This is a genomic window from Nocardioides sp. URHA0020, assembly GCF_000620705.1.
GTDB lineage: Bacteria > Actinomycetota > Actinomycetes > Propionibacteriales > Nocardioidaceae > Nocardioides.
Genome location: NZ_KK211169.1, coordinates 192,974 through 211,177, shown reverse-complemented (window position 1 = coordinate 211,177; position 18,204 = coordinate 192,974). Strand labels below are relative to the sequence as shown.

Sequence of the window (18,204 nt, the reverse complement as noted above, 5' to 3'; positions counted from 1 at the left end):
TCGTGGACTTCATCCGGTACGCCGAGGCGGCTGCTGCGCTGCTGAACGCCGACCTCGCCGAGGTCGACGGCCTCGCGGCGTACCTCGACGACCGGCCCCGGCTCCGCGAGCGCGCCTCCGACCGCGACTGCATGCTGCTGCGCAAGCTGCAGCGCGAGCTGCGCCCGGTCTTCGAGGACGGCGAGGTGGGTGACGTCGCGGCCGTCGTCGACGGGCTCAACGGGCTGCTCGCCCGGCACCCGATGGTCCCGCAGATCTCGGACCACGACGCGCGCCTGCACCTGCACGTCGGGACCGGTTCGTCCAGCGTCGCCGAGCAGCTGACCGGCGAGTCCCTGCTCGGGCTGTCGACCCTCGTCTGCGACCTCGGCGCCGACCGGCTCGGGGTGTGCCAGTCGGCGCCGTGCACCAACGCCTTCGTCGACGCCTCCCCGAACCGGTCACGTCGCTACTGCTCCGACCGCTGCGCCTCGCGGGTCAACGTCGCGGCCTACCGCGCCCGCCGACGGGCCGCCGTGGTCGACGCCGTGGTGGACACCGGGCACGCGGAGAGCTACACCGGCTAGGCCGGGTCCGTAGGCTGGGTCGGTGAATGACGGCCCCCTGATCGTCCAGTCCGACAAGACGCTGCTGCTCGAGATTGACCACGAGCGCGCCGCGGACTGCCGCAAGGCGATCGCGCCGTTCGCCGAGCTCGAGCGCTCGCCCGAGCACGTGCACACCTACCGCCTGACGCCGCTGGGGCTCTGGAACGCCCGCGCCGCCGGCCACGACGCCGAGCAGGTCGTCGACACGCTGCTCGAGTTCAGCCGGTACGCCGTACCCCACGCCCTGCTCGTCGACGTCGCCGAGACGATGGCGCGCTACGGGCGCCTGCGACTGGAGAAGAACCCGATCCACGGGCTCGTCCTGGTCTCCAACGACCGGCCGGTGCTCGAGGAGGTGCTGCGCGCCAAGAAGATCGCCGGGATGCTCGGCGAGCGGGTCGACGACGACACCGTGGTCGTGCACGCCTCCGAGCGCGGCAACCTCAAGCAGGCGCTCCTCAAGCTGGGCTGGCCGGCCGAGGACTTCGCCGGGTACGTCGACGGCGAGGAGCACCCGATCTTCCTCGACGAGACCGAGTGGCAGCTGCGCAACTACCAGCGCGAGGCCGCGGAGTCCTTCTGGCACGGTGGGTCCGGGGTGGTCGTGCTCCCCTGCGGCGCCGGCAAGACGCTGGTCGGAGCGGCCGCGATGGCCGAGGCGAAGGCGACCACGCTGATCCTCGTCACCAACACCGTCTCCGCGCGCCAGTGGAAGGACGAGCTGCTGCGCCGTACGTCGCTGACCGAGGACGAGATCGGGGAGTACTCCGGCGCGGTCAAGGAGGTCCGGCCCGTCACGATCGCGACGTACCAGGTGCTCACGACGAAGCGGAAGGGCGTCTACTCGCACCTCGAGCTGCTCGACGCCCGCGACTGGGGCCTGATCGTGTACGACGAGGTGCACCTGCTGCCGGCGCCGATCTTCCGGATGACCGCCAACCTGCAGGCGCGCCGACGGCTCGGCCTGACCGCCACCCTGGTGCGCGAGGACGGCCGCGAGGGTGACGTCTTCTCGCTGATCGGGCCCAAGAGGTACGACGCCCCCTGGAAGGACATCGAGTCCCAGGGCTGGATCGCGCCCGCCGACTGCGTCGAGGTGCGGGTGACGCTGCCGTCGGCCGAGCGGCTCGCGTACGCCGTCGCCGAGCCCGAGGAGCGCTATCGGCTCGCGTCGTGCACGCACCACAAGATCGACGTCGTCCGCGACCTCGTGGCCGCGCACCCGGGCCAGCCGACGCTGGTGATCGGGCAGTACATCGACCAGCTCGACGAGCTCGCCGCCGCGCTCGACGCGCCGGTGATCAAGGGCGAGACCCCGGTGAAGGAGCGGCAGCGGCTCTTCGACGCCTTCCGCTCCGGCGAGGTCGGGCTGCTGGTGGTCTCCAAGGTCGCGAACTTCTCGATCGACCTGCCCTCCGCCGAGGTCGCCATCCAGGTCTCGGGCTCCTTCGGCTCGCGGCAGGAGGAGGCCCAGCGACTCGGCCGGCTGCTGCGGCCCAAGTCGGAGGGCAAGACCGCGCACTTCTACACGATCGTCTCGCGCGACACCGTCGACGCGGAGTTCGCCCAGAACCGGCAGCGCTTCCTCGCCGAGCAGGGGTACGCCTACCGGATCGTGGACGCGGAGGACATCGCCTCGGCGTGACGGGTCGGTGATGCCGGCCGGTCAGGGATACCCGGTTAACCGGGGATCCCTGAACTTCTGGGCCTCTGCAGAGACCCAGAAGTTCACGAAGTGCCTGAGGAGTCGGCGCCCTCGCCGGCGGATCCGGCTCGCGCCGCAGCAGATCCGGCTCGCACACCGGCGGATCCGGCTCGCACCCCGACGGACCAGCCTCGCGCCCGGCTCGCCCCCGGCGCGTCCGGCTCACGCACCCGCAGCGCGCCCCGATGCTCACAGGCACGCCACAAACCAGGTGTGCAAGGGATTTCGGGCTACCTACCGTGACGCGTCGCCGGTCGACCGGTCGGCGAGGACACAGTCAGGGAAGGACCATGGAGCAGATCAGCAAGAAGCTCATGAACTGGGCTTCGATCCTCGAGCAGGGCACCCGCGCGCAGGCGGAGACGGCGGCAACGATGCCGTTCATCTTCCCGCACCTCGCGCTGATGCCCGACGCCCACCTGGGTCTGGGAGCGACCGTCGGGTCGGTCATCCCGACCCTCGGCGCGATCATGCCCGCCGCCGTCGGCGTCGACATCGGCTGCGGCATGATCGCCGTGCGCACGCAGTACACCAGTGACCAGCTGCCGACCGATCGTCGGCCGCTGCGCGAGGCCATCGAGCGGGCGGTCCCGCTCTCGGCCGGTGCGAGCAACCGCACGGTCAGCCGCGACCACACCCGGGGGAGCGGCTCGAGCAGCTGACGCGCCAGGCCGAGCAGACCGGGTTCGACCCCACGGCGTACGCCCGGAGGTGGGAGCTGCAGCTGGGCACGCTCGGCTCCGGCAACCACTTCATCGAGGTCACCGTCGACGAGCAGTCGAGGGTCTGGCTGTTCCTGCACTCGGTCTCCCGCGGCGTCGGCAACCGGATCGCCCAGCAGCACATCCGCGTCGCCCGCGAGCTGTGCGACACGTGGTGGGTGACGCTGCCCGACCGCGACCGCGACCTCGCCTACCTGCCGGAGGGCACCGACGAGTTCGACGCCTACATCGGCCAGATGCGGTGGGCGCAGCACTACGCGCTGCTCAACCGGGAGGAGATGATGGACCGGGTGGTCCGGCAGTTCGCGGAGTGGGTCGGCTCGGACGTGGAGCGGCAGGAGGAGATCAACTGCCACCACAACTACACCGAGCAGGAGCGCCACTTCGGCAAGGACGTCTGGCTCTCCCGCAAGGGCGCCATCAACGCCGAGGAGGGTCGACCCGGGCTGATCCCCGGCTCGATGGGCACGGCGTCGTACGTCGTCTCCGGTCGCGGCAACGTGCTCGCGCTGAACTCCGCCCCGCACGGCGCGGGGCGCGAGTACTCACGGTCGCGGGCGCGCCGGACGTTCACCCGGGAGCAGCTGCGCGAGGCGATGGTCGGGATCGAGTACCGCGACACCGACGCGTTCATCGACGAGATCCCGGCGGCGTACAAGGACATCGACCAGGTGATGGCCGACGCCGCCGACCTGGTCGAGGTCCGGCACACGCTGCGCCAGATCGTGAACGTCAAGGGCGACTGACGCCGCCAGCACAGAGGGAGGGGGCAGGTCCGGCGCACCGGACCTGCCCCTGCCGTCGTCTAGCGCCGATCCAGGATCCGCACCTTGCGCAGGTACTTGTGGCCCTCGATGTCGAAGCGCACGGTCAGGGTCTCCGACCGCTCCCTGAGGTGGTCCCGGCGGGTCGGCACGGACACCACGAAGGTCCGGCGGCCGGGAGGGATGAGGTCGTACGTCATCGCATGGGTGGCCCACAGGGGTCGTCGACCGGGCACCGGACCGACGTGGACGTCGGTCCAGGACGTCGCGATGTCGCGGACCTGCACCGGCTTCCCGGACCCGCGCACGACCTCGCCGGTGACGTAGACGTCGTAGTCGGCGGACCGGTTGAGGCGGATCTCCCACCGCGCGGACCGGCCCTCCTTGATCCGACGGGCCACGGTGCGCACGGTGAACGTCGGACGCGGGTCGTCGTCCACGACCGTGAGGTCGCCGAGGTAGCGGTCGGTCATCACGTTGCGCGACGCCCAGCCCGTGACCTGGGTGACCAGGGTCGGGTAGTCGGCCCGGTTGTCGGCCTCGTAGGCGACCGGGATCGTGCCGCTGGTCTGCCCGGGCGCCAGGTCGACGGCGAAGCGCTGCACCTCGCCGCGGGCCTGGCCCACGGTCAGCACCACGAAGCGGGCCGGCTGGGTGAGGGTGCCGCTGACGTTGAACGGGATGCGGGCGACCTTGGTGCCGCCCGTGCCCTCGACGACCCGCAGCCGCGAGATGTTCACGGTCGGCAGCCGGACGGCCGGTACGGCGGGCAGCGCCGCCGGCGCCGAGGCCAGGTCGGCCACCCAGATCTTCCCGCGGGTGCTGGCGCTCACCAGCTCGACCCGCGCGACTCGGGTCAGGTCGACGGCCGCACCGGTCGGGTCGACGACCAGCGTCTGCGCCCAGAGCTTGCGCACGTCGTCCGTCGTGCCGAGGGCCGGCAGGCCGCCGCCACCCTCCGGGACGAGGAGGGCGCTGGCGCCGTCGGCGTCGGTGATCCGCACCCGCACGGCCACGTCGGTGCGGGTGCCGACGATGGTGCGCAGCTCGAGCCGGCGACCGGCGAGGTCGAGCGGGCTGGTGAGGGCCAGGCCGCCGGACTGGCCGCTCGCCGACCACGCCATCTCGAAGAAGGTCCGGGTCGCCAGCCGCTCCCCCGGCTGGGTCCAGTGCGGCGCCACCATGCCGTAGCCGGGGCCGCCGCTGCTGCACGACCCGACGCGCTCGTCGTCCGCGACACCGGTGCAGAAGCGCGTGGTCGCGCCCACCGGGAGGGCGAGCCCGGCGCTCGCCGACGGCGTGCGCAGCACCCGGCCACCGCCGATGGCGTGGCTGACCGTCTGCGCATCGCCCTGGGAGGCGACCCGCGCGCGGGTGCCGTCGAAGAGCGGCAGCGCGCTCTGGTCGGCGGAGGCGAAGACGTGCACCGCGCCGGCGACGTACGCCGTGCCGACGGCCCGCTGCTCGGGCGCGGTGAGCCGCTGCGGGTCGGAGGTGCCGCAGGTGGAGGTGGGCTCGCCCGACCAGTCGTCGAACGACGGCGCCTGGGCGACGTCGGGGGTCCACTCGGTGTTGAAGAAGTTGTGGTTGGCGCCCATCACCAGGACGCTGCTCTTGAGCGAGGTGTCCCCGCGGGTGAGGTCGCGTGCGGTGTCGGTGTACTTCTGGCCCTGCAGGTCGCTGACGTCCCCGTCGCAGAAGGGCAGCATCGTGACCGTCGGGACGTACGGCGCGGTCTGCGCGGCGAAGTCGGTCGGCGCGATCAGGACCTGCCCGGCGATGCGGTACGGCGCGGTCAGCGGGATGCGGATCGCGGCCCGGTCCACTCCCTCGCCGCCGCGGCTGTGGCCGACCAGCACGACCCGGTCGAGGTCGACCTGGTGCGCGCTGGCGAGGTCGACCCAGTGGTCGAGGTGGGCCTGCACCAGCCGGGCGCGGGCGTCGGCGCCGCCGTCTGGCGCCGCGTCGTCCTGGGCGTTGATGCCGTTGGCCCGGATCGACACGGTCGCGTAGCCCTGCGACGCGAGCACCCGCTGGATGTAGTCGTAGCCGAGCTGGCTCGGGATCTCCTTGAACGGCGCCACGCAGGGCCAGGTGTCGGCCCACGCATCCGGGTCGCTCGGGTGGTAGCAGACCCCGTGCCGACCGTGGAGGAAGAGGACCAGCGGCCGCGGGCCGGTGGCCGCGTCGGCGGCCGGCTCGACGACGTGGCCGACCATCTCGATCGGCGTCCGCAGCAGGGGCACCTTGACGGGCGCGAGCGTGTAGTCGCTGCTCACCACGGCGTACGGTCCGGTCGCCGCCGGGTCGTCGGCCAGCGTCTGGGTGCCCGGCAGGTCGAGCGGTCCGTCGGCATCGGTGCCGAGACCACGGCGGCCGAACAGGTCGGCCCCGGTCTCGTCGAGCCGGTCACCCGAGAGCAGGACGTCGAGCCGGGCCGGGTCCGGCCGGGTCGGCGCGTCGATCCGGGCCCGCACGGTCCGGCCATCCGCGGCGACCGTGGAGGTGCCGACCTGCGCACCGTCCGGCGCCACCACGGTGGGGCGGTCGGAGGTGATCGGCAGCCGGGTCGGCGAGGTCCAGGAGACGACGTACCGACCGGAGCCGAGCGCGCGCACCTCCCAGACCCCGCGGCCGGTCGACGACCCGTCGGCGGGCGTGGTCGCGGTGGCCGTCCCGGTCGTGCTCACGAGGACGGCGGTGGCGAGCACGAAGGCGACCGAGAGGGCGATCGAGCGGAGGCGGCGGGGCATGGTGAGCATCTTGCCTGGTGGTCCGGTCCCGATGGCAAGCGATTCACCGACCGCGAGCACATCACCAGCGGCAGCCCCAGGGCCCCGGGCACTGCGTCGTACGCCGCGCAGGGCCGCGGGCTACCCCCATTGGATGCAGCCGGAGGACGGAGTCCACGGATCGGCGACGTTTCGGTGGGGCGGGACGCGCCGACCTAGTCTGGTCGATCGTGAAGGTGCTGCTGCTCGAGAACATCCATCCCGTCGCCGTCGAGGTCCTCGAGGCGCGCGGCTTCGAGGTCGAGCTGCGGGCCGGCTCGCTGTCGGAGGAGGAGCTGCTCGAGGCGCTCCCCGGTGTCCAGCTGCTCGGGATCCGCTCCAACACGCACATCACCCGGGCGGTGCTGGACGGCGCTCCGGACCTGCTGGCGATCGGCTGCTTCTGCATCGGCACCAACCAGGTCGACCTCGTCTCCGCGGCCGACCGTGGGATCGCTGTCTTCAACGCGCCCTTCTCCAACACCCGCAGCGTCGTCGAGCTCGTCATCGGCGAGATCATCGCGCTGGCGCGGCGGCTCACGGAGAAGACCCACAAGATGCACGACGGCGTCTGGGACAAGTCGGCCAACGGCAGCCACGAGGTCCGCGGTCGCACGCTCGGCATCGTCGGCTACGGCAACATCGGCACCCAGCTGTCCAACCTGGCCGAGGCCCTCGGCCTGCGCGTCATCTTCTTCGACACCGCCGACCGGCTGGCCCACGGCAACGCGCAGCGGATGCGCACCCTCGACGAGCTGCTCGCCAAGGCCGACGTCGTCAGCCTGCACGTCGACGGGCGGCCGGGCAACGCCGGCTTCTTCGGCGAGGAGCAGTTCGCCAAGATGAAGCCGCGCAGCATCTTCATCAACGCCGCGCGCGGCATGGTCGTCGACAACGAGTCGCTGCGCGACCACATCCTCTCCGGCCACATCGCCGGGGCGGCACTGGACGTCTTCCCGGTCGAGCCGAAGGCGCAGGGCGACGAGTTCCAGTCGGTGCTCCGCGGGCTCCCCAACGTGATCCTCACCCCGCACGTCGGCGGGTCCACCCAGGAGGCGCAGGAGGAGATCGGCTACTTCGTGGCCGGCAAGCTCGCGGGCTTCTCCCTGGAGGGCCGCACCGAGCTCTCGGTCAACCTGCCTGCCGTGCTGGCGCCCGCCCACGTGGCGGGCCACCGGATCGGATTCCTGCACATCAACGTGCCGGGCGTGCTGGCCGGCGTCAACGGCGTCCTCGCCGACGCCGGCGCCAACGTCACCGGCCAGTACCTCTCCACCCGCGCCGAGCAGGGGTACGTCGTCACCGACACCCTGGACCCGCTCCCGGCCGACGCGCTGGCCAAGCTGACCGAGTCGGAGCACACCATCTGGCTCCGGACCTGGGACGCCTGAATGCTCGACCGCTGACGGTCCCCACCTCGAACGTACGCTCGCAGCATGCCCAACGTGCGCGATCGGATCGGTCAGCAGCTCTTCCTGCGCGTCGCGGGCCCGGACGGCGCCAAGCACGCCGCCCGGATCCACACCCGGCCGGGACCGCGGTGGTTCGAGCCGGACAGCCCGATCGTCCGGGTGCACGGCGACGCGTCGATGTTCATCGGCGGCATGCGGGCGCTGCTGCTGCAGACGCTGCACCCCGCAGCGATGCGCGGGGTCGCTGAGCACTCCGACTTCCGCCACGACGCGTGGGGACGGCTCGCGCGGACCAGCCGCTACCTCGCGGTCACGACCTTCGGCACCGCAGAGGACGCCGAGCAGGCCGTCGCCGCGGTCCGCCGCATCCACGAGCACATCGTCGGCACCATGCCCGACGGGACGCCGTACGCCGCGTCCGACCCGCGCCTGCTCAGGTGGGTCCACGTCGCCGAGGTCGGCAGCTTCCTGCGCGCGCACACCGTCTACGGCCGGGAGCCGCTGACCGGGGCCGACCGCGACACCTACGTCGCGCAGACCGCCGAGGTCGTACGCCGCCTCGGCGTCACCGACCCGCCGACCACCGAGGCCGAGCTGGTCGAGGCGCTCGCGGCGTACCGCCCCGAGCTGCGCGGCACCCCCGAGGCCCGCGCGACGGTCGCCTACCTGCTGCTGCACCCGCCGCTGCCGCTGGTGGCCCGGGTGCCGTACGCCGTGATCGCGGCCGCGGCCGTCGGACTGATGCCGGCCTGGACCCGGGGGCCGCTGCGGCTCCCGTGGCTCCCGGTGTCGGAGCGCACGGTGGTGCGCGCGCTCGGTGGGGTCGCGACCGGGACGATCCGGTGGGCGATGACACCGCGTGAGCGGGCCCAGGAAGTCTTGAGCCAAGCCTGAGGTGATCTTTGGGTGGTCTAGAGGGGCTGGACCTAGGCTGGACGCATGTTCACCTCCGGTCGTTCCCGCACCGCCCTCCTCGCCGTCCTCGCGATGGTCGGCTCCCTGCTGCTCCTCGTGGCGCCGGCGGGTGGCGCCGAGGCGGCCTCGGGCACCGGTCGCGTGCGTGGCGCCGTCTACGGCGGCGGCATCAGCAAGGTGACGATGCTGTGGTTCACCAAGGACTGGACCTACCTCGGCAGGCGCACCGTCCATGACGGCATCTACACGCTGCGCCTGAAGCCCGGCACCTACCGGATCCAGTTCGTCGACCAGCGCCCGGCGTACGACGTCACCAAGGCCGCGCCCAAGGACATCAAGGTCACCATCGGCGCCGGGGGCACGAAGACCAGGAACGTCCACATGCGTCGCGGCGCCGCGGTCACCGGCACGGTCAAGGCCGGCGGCAAGGTCGCCCGGGGCGCCAAGGTCGTGGCAGCCAACACCTCGGAGCAGTCCTTCGAGGTCAAGGCCAACAGCAAGGGCCAGTTCGCGCTGGGCGGCCTGCCGGCCGGCAGCTACTCCGTCTTCACCTACGACCGCAAGAAGCGCTACGTCGCCAAGAGCCTGTGGGTGCCCAGGATGAAGTCGGGCCAGGCCAAGAACGTCAGCATCCACCTCAACCGCAAGGCCGGTCGCCTGCTGGTCGACGTGTACGCCGGCCCCAACCCCGCCACCGGCACGCCCACGGTGACGGTCGTGAGCCGCTCCAACGGCCAGTTCTGGAGCGCCAAGGTGCGCCACGGCTCGGCGTCGTTCTCCGGTCTCTACCCGGGCAAGTACAAGATCGTCGTCCCGGGCGTCGGCAACTACCTGCCCGCGACCGGCAAGGTCAGGGGCGGCACGGTCAAGGGCGGCCGGGTCGCGTTCGGCAGCTACCGCCTCACCAAGCGCGGCGCGACCGTGTCGGGCACCGTGGTCGACGCGAAGGACCCGTCGTACCCGCTCTCCGGCGCCCAGGTCCTGCTCTTCGACAAGGCCGGGGCCAAGCTCGGCACGGCCACCACCAACAGCAGGGGCGTCTTCTCCTTCGGCGGCCAGCTGACCACGCAGAACGGGATGACGGTCGTCGCCCAGCCCGGCCAGTACTCGGCCTACCTCGGCAAGGGCACGCACTACTGCAAGTACGGCAAGAAGAAGTCGCCGACCTTCGTGGTCCACACCGGTCGCAACACCACGATCGGGAAGGTCGCACTGCCCCACCTCGCCGCGAGCCAGCAGGACAGCGCCGAGGTCTGCGGACCCTGAGTCAGCTGACCACCATGTCGGCGTCGCCCCAGTAGGCGCGCATCGTGGTGATCAGGCCGTCCTCGTCGAAGGTCATCGCGTCGATCGGCGACAGCGTGTACGTCTTCTCGCCGGCCCGCGTGATGATCTCGAAGAGGAAGCTCGCCTCGCCGCCGGCGATCCGCGCGGCGATCACGCGGGTCTCCTGCTGGAGCCCCTCGAGGCCGGCGTAGAACTCCCTGATCGAGGCGTGCCCGGTGCGGACGTCGGTCCCGACCGGGTCCTCGACGGTGGCGTCCTCGGCGTACAGCGCGACGATCTCGTCGGCCGTGCCGGAGCCCACCAGCCGCACGTAGTCGTCGACGACCTGGCGGATGCGGTCCGAGCTGGCTGCCATCTGATCTCCTCGTCGCGCTAGAACAGGTTCTTGTGCCGTTCTTGTGTCGGTCACCGTAGCGCGCGCGGCCTCCGACGTCTTGAATGGGCGACGTGGACCTCCTGCTCGCCTGGCCGCTGCCGGGAGCCCGCCCCCTGGGCGCCCAGCTCATCGCGTCGTACGACCACCCGGACCGCCGCTACCACGACGGCCAGCACCTCGCCGAGGTCCTCGAGCGGGTGCACGAGCTCTCCGGCCAGGGCGTGGAGTTCGACCGGATGGCCGTGCTGCTGGCCGCGTGGTTCCACGACAGCGTGTACGACGCCCAGCCCGACGCGGAGCGGCGCTCGGCCGCCTGGGCCGCCGAGGCGCTGCCGCCCCTGGTCGACCCGGCGGTCGTCGACGAGGTCGTCCGGCTGGTGCTGCTCACCGAGCACCACCAGCCCACCGACGACGACGCCAACGGCTGCGCCCTGTCCGACGCCGACCTGGCGATCCTGGCCGCACCGGCGCAGCGGTACGCCGAGTACGTCGCCGCCGTCCGCGAGGAGTACGCCCACGTGCCCGACGAGGCCTTCGCGGCCGGACGCAGCGCGATCCTGCGCGAGCTGCTGGCGAAGCCTCATCTCTTCCACACGGCGTACGCCCGCGAGACCTGGGAGGACGCGGCCCGGGCCAACGTCCAGCGGGAGCTGGAGACGCTCGCGCCGTAACGCCGGCGTCACGGCCGGGCGCTAGCGTCCGGCCCCATGAGGACTGTCTTCAGGGGCGCGCGATGGCCGGGCGACGTGGCGATCCGGGACGGCCTGGTCGTGGCCGTCGGCGAGGTGCCGCCGCTGGACGGCGACGAGGTCGTGGACTGCTCCGGCGACATCCTGACGGCCGGCCTCATCAACACCCACCACCACTTCTACCAGTGGCTGACGCGGGGCTGGGCCGTCGACCAGGGGCTGTTCGGCTGGCTGACGACGCTCTACCCGGTGTGGGCGCGGCTGAGCCCGGAGGACGTCGAGGCGGCCAGCGCCGTGGCGCTCGCGGAGCTGGCGCTGTCGGGCTGCACCACGGCGGCCGACCACCACTACCTGGTGCCGGGCGGCGACGACTCGGTGTTCGACGCCATCGCGGCGGCGGCGCGGCGGATCGGCGTACGCGTCCACCTCGCGCGCGGATCGATGGACCTCGGCGAGAGCGACGGCGGGCTGCCTCCGGACTCGGTCGTCGAGGACGTCGACTCGATCCTCGCCTCGACCGTCGCCGTCCACGACCGGCTGCACGACGGTGACCGCGTCGTGGTGACGGTGGCGCCGTGCAGCCCGTTCAGCGTCACCACGCGGCTGATGACGGAGTCGGCGGCGCTGGCGCGGTCCCTGGGGCTGCGGCTGCACACCCACCTGGCCGAGACGCTCGACGAGGAGCGTGACAGCATCGCGCGCTTCGGGCGTCGGCCGATGGAGCTGCTTGACGAGCTCGGCTGGATCGCGCCGGACGTGTGGGTCGCGCACGGCATCCACTTCTCCGACGCCGAGGTGCTGCGCCTGGGGGCGACGCGCACCGGCATCGCCCACTGCCCGTCGTCCAACTGCCGGCTGGGATCCGGCACCGCCCGGGTCCGCGACCTCGTGGCGGCCGGCGCACCCGTCGGGCTCGGCGTCGACGGCGTCGCGTCCAACGAGGTCGGCACGCTGCAGCCCGAGCTGCGACAGGCGCTCTACCTCGCACGCCAGCGCGATCTGGATCCGGGCGCGTTCTCACCTGCCGACGCCTTGGCGCTGGCCACGACCGGCGGGGCCGCGTGCCTGGGCCGCTCGGACATCGGCTCGCTGGCTCCCGGGCTCAGGGCGGACATCGTCGTCTGGCCCGGCGACGACGTCGCCGACGTGCTCGACCCGCTCGCGGCCCTGGTCCTCGGACCCGAGCGCTCGGCGCGGCACGTGCTCGTCGGGGGCGAGCACGTCGTGCGCGACGGGCACCTGGTCGGGGCCGACCTCACCGAGCTGCGCCGGGACCTGGCTCGCCGGGCGCAGCGGTTGTGGCCACGGCCATAGCCACGGGCACAGCCACGGACACAGCCAGGGCCGGGTCGTCCGCGGCTATCCCGCCGGGCGGCCCTTGCGCCGCCGCAGGCCCACCGCGTTGAGGCGGGCGACGAGATCCCGGGAGGAGATGGGTACGGCGCCGGCGGCCAGCATCTCGTCGTACCACTCGGACGGCACGTCGTAGTGGTCGCGGTCGAAGCCTCGAGCCGGGATGCCGACGCTCGCGGCGAAGACGTGCAGCTCCTCGTAGGACTCGTCGCTGGCGAGGTGCGACCACAGGCGTCCGTGCCCGGCCGCGTTGGGCGGGTCGATCAGGATCATCGAGGAGTGCTCACCCCGCGGAGCGGACGGCCCGCTCCATCGCGTCGTCGACGAGCAGCCGCCAGGACCGGACCAGCCCCGCGTCGACGTACGCCTTGGCGGAGCCACCCGGACGCACCTGGCGACCGAGGTGGAACTGGCTGACGTCGGCGCGCGCGAACCACGGCACCTGCTCGGCGAGCAGACCGCCGCCGGGCATCAGCGTCCGGGCGACGAGGGGATCGGCTGCGGTCTCGATGAGGTCGTCGAAGCCGACGCCGAGACCACGCGGCGAGCCGGCGGAGCGGACGGCAGCGAGCCCCGGCAGGTCGAGCAGCCGGCGCCAGGAGCGTCGCGGGTCGAGGGTGTCGTCGATCGCCCGGCCGAAGACCCACGGCACGCCGGGCAGCGCCGAGGCCAGGTGCGTGCAGACCTGGGTGTCGACCTCGAGGTCGGCGTCGAGGAACCCGAAGCCGACGCCGCTCGCGCCGCGCGCCAGGTAGTCCTCGGCCAGCCCGACCAGCCGGGTCAGCTCGCCACCGGTCGTCGTCCAGGAGTCGTTGAGCCGCAGCAGCACGAACACCGGGAGCGACGTCTCGCGGCAGACGGCGGTGACGACGGACGGCTCCGGGGACAGCGCTACGTCTGCACCCGCCGCGGCCAGGTGCAGACGGTCCGCGCCGCCCTCCTCCGCGCCGGGGACGTCGCGCGGGTCGAGGACGGTCACCTCCAGGAGGCCGTCGCCCATGCCGCCACTGTAGGGCGCGGCGTACGCCGGACGGCGGAGCCGCGCTCGGGGACCGCCTCGACAGCGCCTCGGCAGCGCTGCGACGGCGTCGAGCCAGCGTGGACTCGACCTACCGACGCCGTGGAGGGGATGTGGAGGCCCGGTGCATGATGGAGTGATGGACAACGCGCTGCTGTTCGATGCGCGAGCCCGGGTCCTGGCAGACCTGGCGGCTCGCAACCATGCGACCGCGGACGCCGTCTCGGCTCTCGAGGATGCGGTCGAGCAGCGCAAGTGGTGGGCCGAGCAGTGGCCGGAGGGGGCGCAGTACGTCGCCGGCCTGGTCGCCCAGGACGTGCAGGACGCGCTCTTCGAGCAGATCGGTCGCTGGCCGGTGTGCCGCGAGTGCAGCGACGATGCGCCGGTGCACGTGCTCTACATCCAGCCCGACCTCGGCGGACCGGATCCGGTCTGGGTCTGCGAGGAGAGCGGCGACGTGGTCGCGCCGCTCGGGGGGCTCTAGCTCTCCGACCCGACCTGCAGCCACATGGTGAAGCGGTCGGCGCGGTAGACCGTGCGCGAGACCTCGATGACCTTGTCGCTCAACGACGCGCGTCGCGAGTGCCGCAGCACCGAGGCACCGGTCTCGATCTCGAGGAGCTCGGCCTCCTCGTCGCTGGCGACGTCGGCGTTGATCGAGTCCTCGGCCCAGGTCGGACGCAGCCCGCGGTTCTCGAGGGCGTCGTACAGGCTGGTCGGCATGCCGCTCTGCAGGAAGCCGGGGATCAGCACCTCGTTGAGGTAGGCGTCCTCGATGCACATCGGCTGCGCGTCGGCCCGTCGCAGCCGGCGCCAGTGGATCACGGCGTCGCCCTCACTGACGTTGAGAGCGCGGGCCACGCCGGGCCCGGCCTGCTCGCGCCGCGCGAGGATGGTCTGCGACTCGGCCAGCAGTCCCCGACGCGCCATCTCCTCGGTGTAGCTGGTCAGCCGGCTCGCCGTACGACGCGGGCGGGCCACGAACGTGCCGCGTCCGGGGATGCGCTCGAGCAGTCCCTCGACCACCAGGGCGTCCATGGCCTGTCGTACGGTCATGCGGGCGACGCCGAAGCGATGCACGAGCTCGCGCTCGGACGGAGCCGGTGATCCGGGTGCCGCCCCCGTGACGAGCGTGCGCACGTACTCACGCACCTGGACGTGCTTGAGAGCCCGTCCATCGGTCTCCAGCAACTCGTCCACGGCTGAACTGTAGGCAGTGAAGAGGCTCCCCGTCCCGCGATCGGCACTAACCGGCGCGGCCCGGAGGACGGGCTCAATTACGGCCCTAGTCCGTCGCAATTGCGCGGAGCACGTCGAGACGCGCCGCGCGTCGTGCCGGGAGGACCGCCGCCAGCACGCCGATCACCACCGACAGCACCAGGAACACGGCGAGCTGCCCCACCGGGACGCTGATCACCTCGAGGCCCTGGTCGCGGACGGCGTACATCAGCGCGACGCCGAAACCGAGGCCGAGCACGACGCCCAGCACCGCGCCGAGGACCGCGATCACCACCGACTCCAGGGTGATCATCAGCCGCAGCTGGGCGCGGCTCAGCCCGATCGCGCGCAGCAGCCCGACCTCCCGGGTCCGCTCGATCACCGACAGGGCCAGCGTGTTGACGATCCCGAGGACGGCGATGACCAGCGCCAGGCCGAGCAGCGCGAAGATCATCAGCACGAACTGGTCGATGGGCTCGCGCTGCTCCTTCGCGAAGGCCGTCTGGTCCTTGACGGTGACGACCGGGAGGTCCGCGACGACGGCGTCCAGGCGGTCCTGGATGCCCGCGGAGTCGTCGGTGAAGAGGATCAGCACGTTGTCGCTCGCGGGGAAGCCCGCCTCCGCGAAGTCGTCGAGGCTCAGCACGATCGGGGCGGCCACCACCGGGTTGTCCTCGAAGACGCCGCTGACGGAGTACGTGCGAGAGCCGACCGGCATGTCGAGGGTCACGTCGTCACCGGTCGCGAGGTCGTGGTCGTCGGCCCAGCTGCGCTGCAGCAGCACCGCACCGCCGCCCGGCGCGCCGGACGTGTCGAGGTCGAGCTCGAGCGCGTCGACGTAGGCGGGGTCGACCGCGGCCACGAACTGATTGTCGCCCTTGCGCTCCGCGTTGCCGAACCGCTCGCGCACCACCTGGTCGACACCGTCGACCTTCGACATCTGCTCGCCGATCGCGGGCGAGAAGCCGGTCCCGATCACGTTGCTGACGACGAAGTCGCCGACGAAGTTCTGCGAGACGGACTGGTCGATGCTCGCCTTCGCGGAGTCGCCGACGATCGCCATCGTGCAGGCGAGCGCCAGGCCGATCATCAGCGCCGAGGCGGTCGCCGTCGTACGACGCGGGTTGCGCAGCGAGTTCTGGCCGGCGAGGTTGCCGACGCTGCCGAACACCTGGGCGTACGCCGAGCGGGCCAGCGCCAGGAACGGCTTGCTGATCACCGGGCTCATCGCCGCGACGCCGAGCAGGATCGCGAGCACGCCGCCGCCGACCTGCCAGCCGCTGTGCGGGAGGTCGACGAAGAGGCCGAGCGCCAGCACCACCAGGCCGGCCACCGTCAGCGCGAGCCCCCACACGAACCGACGCCGCAGCGACGACTCCGGCAGGGCGATGTCGTCCCGCATCGCCTGGACCGGCGAGATCCGCCCGGTCCGCCGTGCCGGCAGCCAGGCCGCGGCCATGGTGACCAGGATCCCCACGGCGTACGACGCGATGAAGGTGCGTGGCGCGAAGATCAGCGGCTGGCCGGAGAGGTCGAGGCCGAAGTTGGCGAAGAGCGCTCGGATGCCCATCGCCAGCAGGACGCCCAGGCCGAGGCCGATGGTCGCGCCGAGGACGCCGAGGACGAACGCCTCGAGCTGCACCGACCACATCACCTGGCGCTTGGAGGCGCCGAGGGCGCGCAGCAGGGCCAGCTCGCGGCTGCGCTGGGCGACCAGGATCGAGAAGGTGTTGACGATCAGGAAGGCGCCGACGACCAGGGAGATGCCGGCGAAGATCAGCAAAAAGGTCGTCAGGAAGGAGATGGCGTCGACCAGGTCGGAGGCCGACTCGTCGGCCGCGTCGTCACCGGTGACCGCCTCGACCTTGTCGGGCAGGTCCGGCCGCACCGCGTCGCGCAGCTGCTCCTGGGAGACCCCGTCGTCCGCCGTCACCCAGATGTCGGTGTAGACGTCCTGGCCGCCGAGGAAGAGCTCCTGGGCGGTCGGGGTGTCGAAGGCGGCGTACGTCGCGCCGTTGAGTGAGCCACCGTTGGGGAAGCCGGCGATGCCGACGAGCTCGGGCTGGATCCGGGTCGGCGCGACCGGCGCGCCGCTCTTCGGATCGGCGAGCATGGTCGACGGGATGATGGTGACCTTGTCGCCGACGACGTAGCCCGCCCGCTCGGCCGTGCGCTCGTCCAGGACGACCTCGTCGGCACCGTGCGGCTCCTTGCCCTGCACGATGCGCAGGCCCTCGAGGCCGTGCCCGGCGGGAGCGTCGGACCAGTTGCTGCCGATCGCGGGAGGCCCGAAGCCGCTGACGACCTTGCCGGTCCTGCTCACCACGAAGACGCCGATCGCGCTGACGTTGCCGTCGACGCGGGCGGCGCCGGGAGTGTCGCGGAGCTGCTCGACGAGGCTGCCCGGGAGGGTGACCGTCGAGGGTGCGCCATCGGCGGTCGTGCCGCCCTCGGGGCGCACCACCACGTCGCCGACGGTGGACGCGAAGAGCGCGGTGAAGCTGCGGCTCAGGGTGTCGGAGAAGATCAACGAGCCCGCGACGAACGCGACGCCGAGCACGATGGCGAAGGTGCTCAGCAGCAGGCGCACCTTGCGCCCGAGGAGGCTCTTGATGGCGGCCCGGATCATGGGGTCGGCTCGGCCATCCGGTTCATGACGTCGAGGACCTGCTCGCGCGTCGGGGCGCGCAGCTCGTCGACGACGCGGCCGTCGGCCAGGAAGACCACGCGGTCGGTGTACGCCGCCGCGACCGGGTCGTGGGTGACCATCACGACCGTCTGCCCGTGCTCGTCGGCGCTGCGACGCAGCAGCTCGAGCACCTCGGCGCCCGAGCGTGAGTCGAGGTTGCCGGTCGGCTCGTCGGCGAAGACGATCCGCGGTCGGCTGGCGAGCGCCCGGGCCACCGCGACCCGCTGCTGCTGGCCACCGGAGAGCTCGTTGGGCTTGTGCTTGAGCCGGCCACCGAGGCCGACGGTGGCGATGACGGAGTCGTACCAGGCCCGGTCGGGCTTGCGGCCGGCGATCGACATCGGAAGGGTGATGTTCTCCTCCGCGGACAGCGTCGGCACCAGGTTGAAGGACTGGAAGACGAAGCCGATCTCGTCGCGGCGCAGCCGGGTGAGGGCCTTGTCCTTGAGCGTGGTCAGATCCTGCTCTCCGATGTAGACGGAGCCGGAGTCGGCCGTGTCGAGGGCCGCGCAGCAGTGCATCAACGTGGACTTGCCCGAGCCGCTGGGACCCATCACGGCGGTGAACTCACCCGCCGCGATGTCGAGGGTCACGTCGTCGAGGGCGCGGACCTGCGCCGCGCCGGCGCCGTACGTCTTGGTCAGGTTGCGGACCCGCGCCGCAGGCGGCGAGGTGGGGGCGGCCTCGGTCATGGCTCA

17 protein-coding genes are annotated in these 18,204 nt (G+C 72.2%); 10 read left to right on the top strand and 7 right to left on the bottom strand.

Annotated elements, in window-relative coordinates:
* Nucleotides 1–2: 2 nt before the first annotated feature.
* From N542_RS25155 to N542_RS28310, 4 genes are all read left to right on the top strand, one after another.
* A complete protein-coding gene (locus tag N542_RS25155; RefSeq protein WP_231482695.1) occupies nucleotides 3–566 on the top strand; it encodes a CGNR zinc finger domain-containing protein in 564 nt (187 codons plus the stop codon).
* Nucleotides 567–588: 22 nt separating this feature from the next.
* Nucleotides 589–2,232, top strand: coding sequence for a DNA repair helicase XPB (locus tag N542_RS0115825; RefSeq protein WP_028644765.1), 1,644 nt, complete (start codon nucleotides 589–591; stop codon nucleotides 2,230–2,232).
* Between the two features lie 350 nt (nucleotides 2,233–2,582).
* Nucleotides 2,583–2,954 carry an RtcB family protein gene (locus tag N542_RS28315; RefSeq protein ID WP_269319775.1) on the top strand — a complete coding sequence of 124 codons (372 nt, stop codon included), beginning with the start codon at nucleotides 2,583–2,585 and terminating at the stop codon, nucleotides 2,952–2,954.
* Nucleotides 2,951–3,760, top strand: a complete 810-nt coding sequence (locus tag N542_RS28310; RefSeq protein ID WP_331279596.1) for an RtcB family protein — start codon at nucleotides 2,951–2,953, stop codon at nucleotides 3,758–3,760. Before N542_RS28315 ends, N542_RS28310 begins: the two co-directional genes overlap by 4 nt.
* Before the next feature lie 59 nt (nucleotides 3,761–3,819).
* On the opposite strand, the gene N542_RS25145 is transcribed toward N542_RS28310, so the two are convergent.
* On the bottom strand, nucleotides 3,820–6,531 hold the full coding sequence (locus N542_RS25145) for a hypothetical protein (RefSeq protein ID WP_155993137.1): 2,712 nt from the start codon (nucleotides 6,529–6,531) through the stop codon (nucleotides 3,820–3,822).
* A gap of 209 nt (nucleotides 6,532–6,740) precedes the next feature.
* On the opposite strand from N542_RS25145, the gene serA reads away from it, so the two are divergent.
* Genes serA through N542_RS0115800 form a run of 3 tightly spaced genes read left to right on the top strand, consistent with a single transcriptional unit; the run spans nucleotide 6,741 to nucleotide 10,142 of the window.
* On the top strand, nucleotides 6,741–7,940 hold the full coding sequence (gene serA, locus N542_RS0115810; protein ID WP_028644764.1) for a phosphoglycerate dehydrogenase: 1,200 nt from the start codon (nucleotides 6,741–6,743) through the stop codon (nucleotides 7,938–7,940).
* Nucleotides 7,941–7,985: 45 nt separating this feature from the next.
* A complete protein-coding gene (locus tag N542_RS0115805) occupies nucleotides 7,986–8,855 on the top strand; it encodes an oxygenase MpaB family protein (RefSeq protein WP_028644763.1) in 870 nt (289 codons plus the stop codon).
* A gap of 45 nt (nucleotides 8,856–8,900) precedes the next feature.
* Nucleotides 8,901–10,142 (top strand): MSCRAMM family protein, encoded by a 1,242-nt coding sequence (locus tag N542_RS0115800; RefSeq protein ID WP_028644762.1) that lies wholly within the window; start codon nucleotides 8,901–8,903, stop codon nucleotides 10,140–10,142.
* 1 nt (nucleotide 10,143) lies between these two features.
* On the opposite strand, the gene N542_RS0115795 is transcribed toward N542_RS0115800, so the two are convergent.
* Complete coding sequence (locus tag N542_RS0115795) at nucleotides 10,144–10,518, bottom strand: nuclear transport factor 2 family protein (protein WP_028644761.1); 375 nt, start codon at nucleotides 10,516–10,518, stop codon at nucleotides 10,144–10,146.
* Between the two features lie 92 nt (nucleotides 10,519–10,610).
* On the opposite strand from N542_RS0115795, the gene N542_RS0115790 reads away from it, so the two are divergent.
* Complete coding sequence (locus tag N542_RS0115790; RefSeq protein ID WP_036508373.1) at nucleotides 10,611–11,210, top strand: hypothetical protein; 600 nt, start codon at nucleotides 10,611–10,613, stop codon at nucleotides 11,208–11,210.
* 36 nt (nucleotides 11,211–11,246) lie between these two features.
* On the top strand, nucleotides 11,247–12,542 hold the full coding sequence (locus N542_RS25140; protein ID WP_036508166.1) for an 8-oxoguanine deaminase: 1,296 nt from the start codon (nucleotides 11,247–11,249) through the stop codon (nucleotides 12,540–12,542).
* A gap of 45 nt (nucleotides 12,543–12,587) precedes the next feature.
* Here the strand turns inward: N542_RS25140 and N542_RS0115780 are convergent, their stop codons facing one another.
* Together N542_RS0115780 and N542_RS0115775 are read right to left on the bottom strand one after the other, a co-directional pair.
* Nucleotides 12,588–12,854 carry a DUF4031 domain-containing protein gene (locus tag N542_RS0115780; protein ID WP_028644759.1) on the bottom strand — a complete coding sequence of 89 codons (267 nt, stop codon included), beginning with the start codon at nucleotides 12,852–12,854 and terminating at the stop codon, nucleotides 12,588–12,590.
* A gap of 10 nt (nucleotides 12,855–12,864) precedes the next feature.
* Nucleotides 12,865–13,581 carry a copper homeostasis protein CutC gene (locus N542_RS0115775; protein WP_028644758.1) on the bottom strand — a complete coding sequence of 239 codons (717 nt, stop codon included), beginning with the start codon at nucleotides 13,579–13,581 and terminating at the stop codon, nucleotides 12,865–12,867.
* 157 nt (nucleotides 13,582–13,738) lie between these two features.
* On the opposite strand from N542_RS0115775, the gene N542_RS0115770 reads away from it, so the two are divergent.
* The gene (locus N542_RS0115770; RefSeq protein ID WP_028644757.1) at nucleotides 13,739–14,083 is read left to right on the top strand and encodes a hypothetical protein; all 345 of its coding nucleotides are present in this window, start codon (nucleotides 13,739–13,741) and stop codon (nucleotides 14,081–14,083) included.
* Here N542_RS0115770 and N542_RS0115765 read toward each other — a convergent pair.
* The 3 genes from N542_RS0115765 to N542_RS0115755 all read right to left on the bottom strand — a co-directional run bounded on the left by N542_RS0115765 (nucleotide 14,080) and on the right by N542_RS0115755 (nucleotide 18,198).
* A complete protein-coding gene (locus N542_RS0115765; protein WP_051551881.1) occupies nucleotides 14,080–14,799 on the bottom strand; it encodes a GntR family transcriptional regulator in 720 nt (239 codons plus the stop codon). The two genes, N542_RS0115770 and N542_RS0115765, sit on opposite strands and share 4 nt — an antisense overlap.
* Nucleotides 14,800–14,884: 85 nt before the next feature.
* Nucleotides 14,885–17,446 (bottom strand): ABC transporter permease, encoded by a 2,562-nt coding sequence (locus N542_RS0115760; protein WP_028644755.1) that lies wholly within the window; start codon nucleotides 17,444–17,446, stop codon nucleotides 14,885–14,887.
* Nucleotides 17,443–18,198 carry an ABC transporter ATP-binding protein gene (locus N542_RS0115755; protein WP_028644754.1) on the bottom strand — a complete coding sequence of 252 codons (756 nt, stop codon included), beginning with the start codon at nucleotides 18,196–18,198 and terminating at the stop codon, nucleotides 17,443–17,445. Before N542_RS0115755 ends, N542_RS0115760 begins: the two co-directional genes overlap by 4 nt.
* Nucleotides 18,199–18,204 lie beyond the last annotated feature (6 nt).

What these genes read in the sequence shown, in the direction of transcription:
- N542_RS28315 (WP_269319775.1), top strand. Translation starts at nt 2,583, where the DNA reads ATGGAGCAGATCAGCAAGAAGCTCATGAACTGGGCTTCGATCCTCGAG.
- N542_RS25145 (WP_155993137.1), bottom strand. Translation starts at nt 6,531, where the DNA reads ATGCCCCGCCGCCTCCGCTCGATCGCCCTCTCGGTCGCCTTCGTGCTC.
- N542_RS0115805 (WP_028644763.1), top strand. Translation starts at nt 7,986, where the DNA reads ATGCCCAACGTGCGCGATCGGATCGGTCAGCAGCTCTTCCTGCGCGTC.
- N542_RS0115800 (WP_028644762.1), top strand. Translation starts at nt 8,901, where the DNA reads ATGTTCACCTCCGGTCGTTCCCGCACCGCCCTCCTCGCCGTCCTCGCG.
- N542_RS0115795 (WP_028644761.1), bottom strand. Translation starts at nt 10,518, where the DNA reads ATGGCAGCCAGCTCGGACCGCATCCGCCAGGTCGTCGACGACTACGTG.
- N542_RS25140 (WP_036508166.1), top strand. Translation starts at nt 11,247, where the DNA reads ATGAGGACTGTCTTCAGGGGCGCGCGATGGCCGGGCGACGTGGCGATC.
- N542_RS0115780 (WP_028644759.1), bottom strand. Translation starts at nt 12,854, where the DNA reads ATGATCCTGATCGACCCGCCCAACGCGGCCGGGCACGGACGCCTGTGG.
- N542_RS0115775 (WP_028644758.1), bottom strand. Translation starts at nt 13,581, where the DNA reads ATGGGCGACGGCCTCCTGGAGGTGACCGTCCTCGACCCGCGCGACGTC.
- N542_RS0115770 (WP_028644757.1), top strand. Translation starts at nt 13,739, where the DNA reads ATGGACAACGCGCTGCTGTTCGATGCGCGAGCCCGGGTCCTGGCAGAC.
- N542_RS0115760 (WP_028644755.1), bottom strand. Translation starts at nt 17,446, where the DNA reads ATGATCCGGGCCGCCATCAAGAGCCTCCTCGGGCGCAAGGTGCGCCTG.
- N542_RS0115755 (WP_028644754.1), bottom strand. Translation starts at nt 18,198, where the DNA reads ATGACCGAGGCCGCCCCCACCTCGCCGCCTGCGGCGCGGGTCCGCAAC.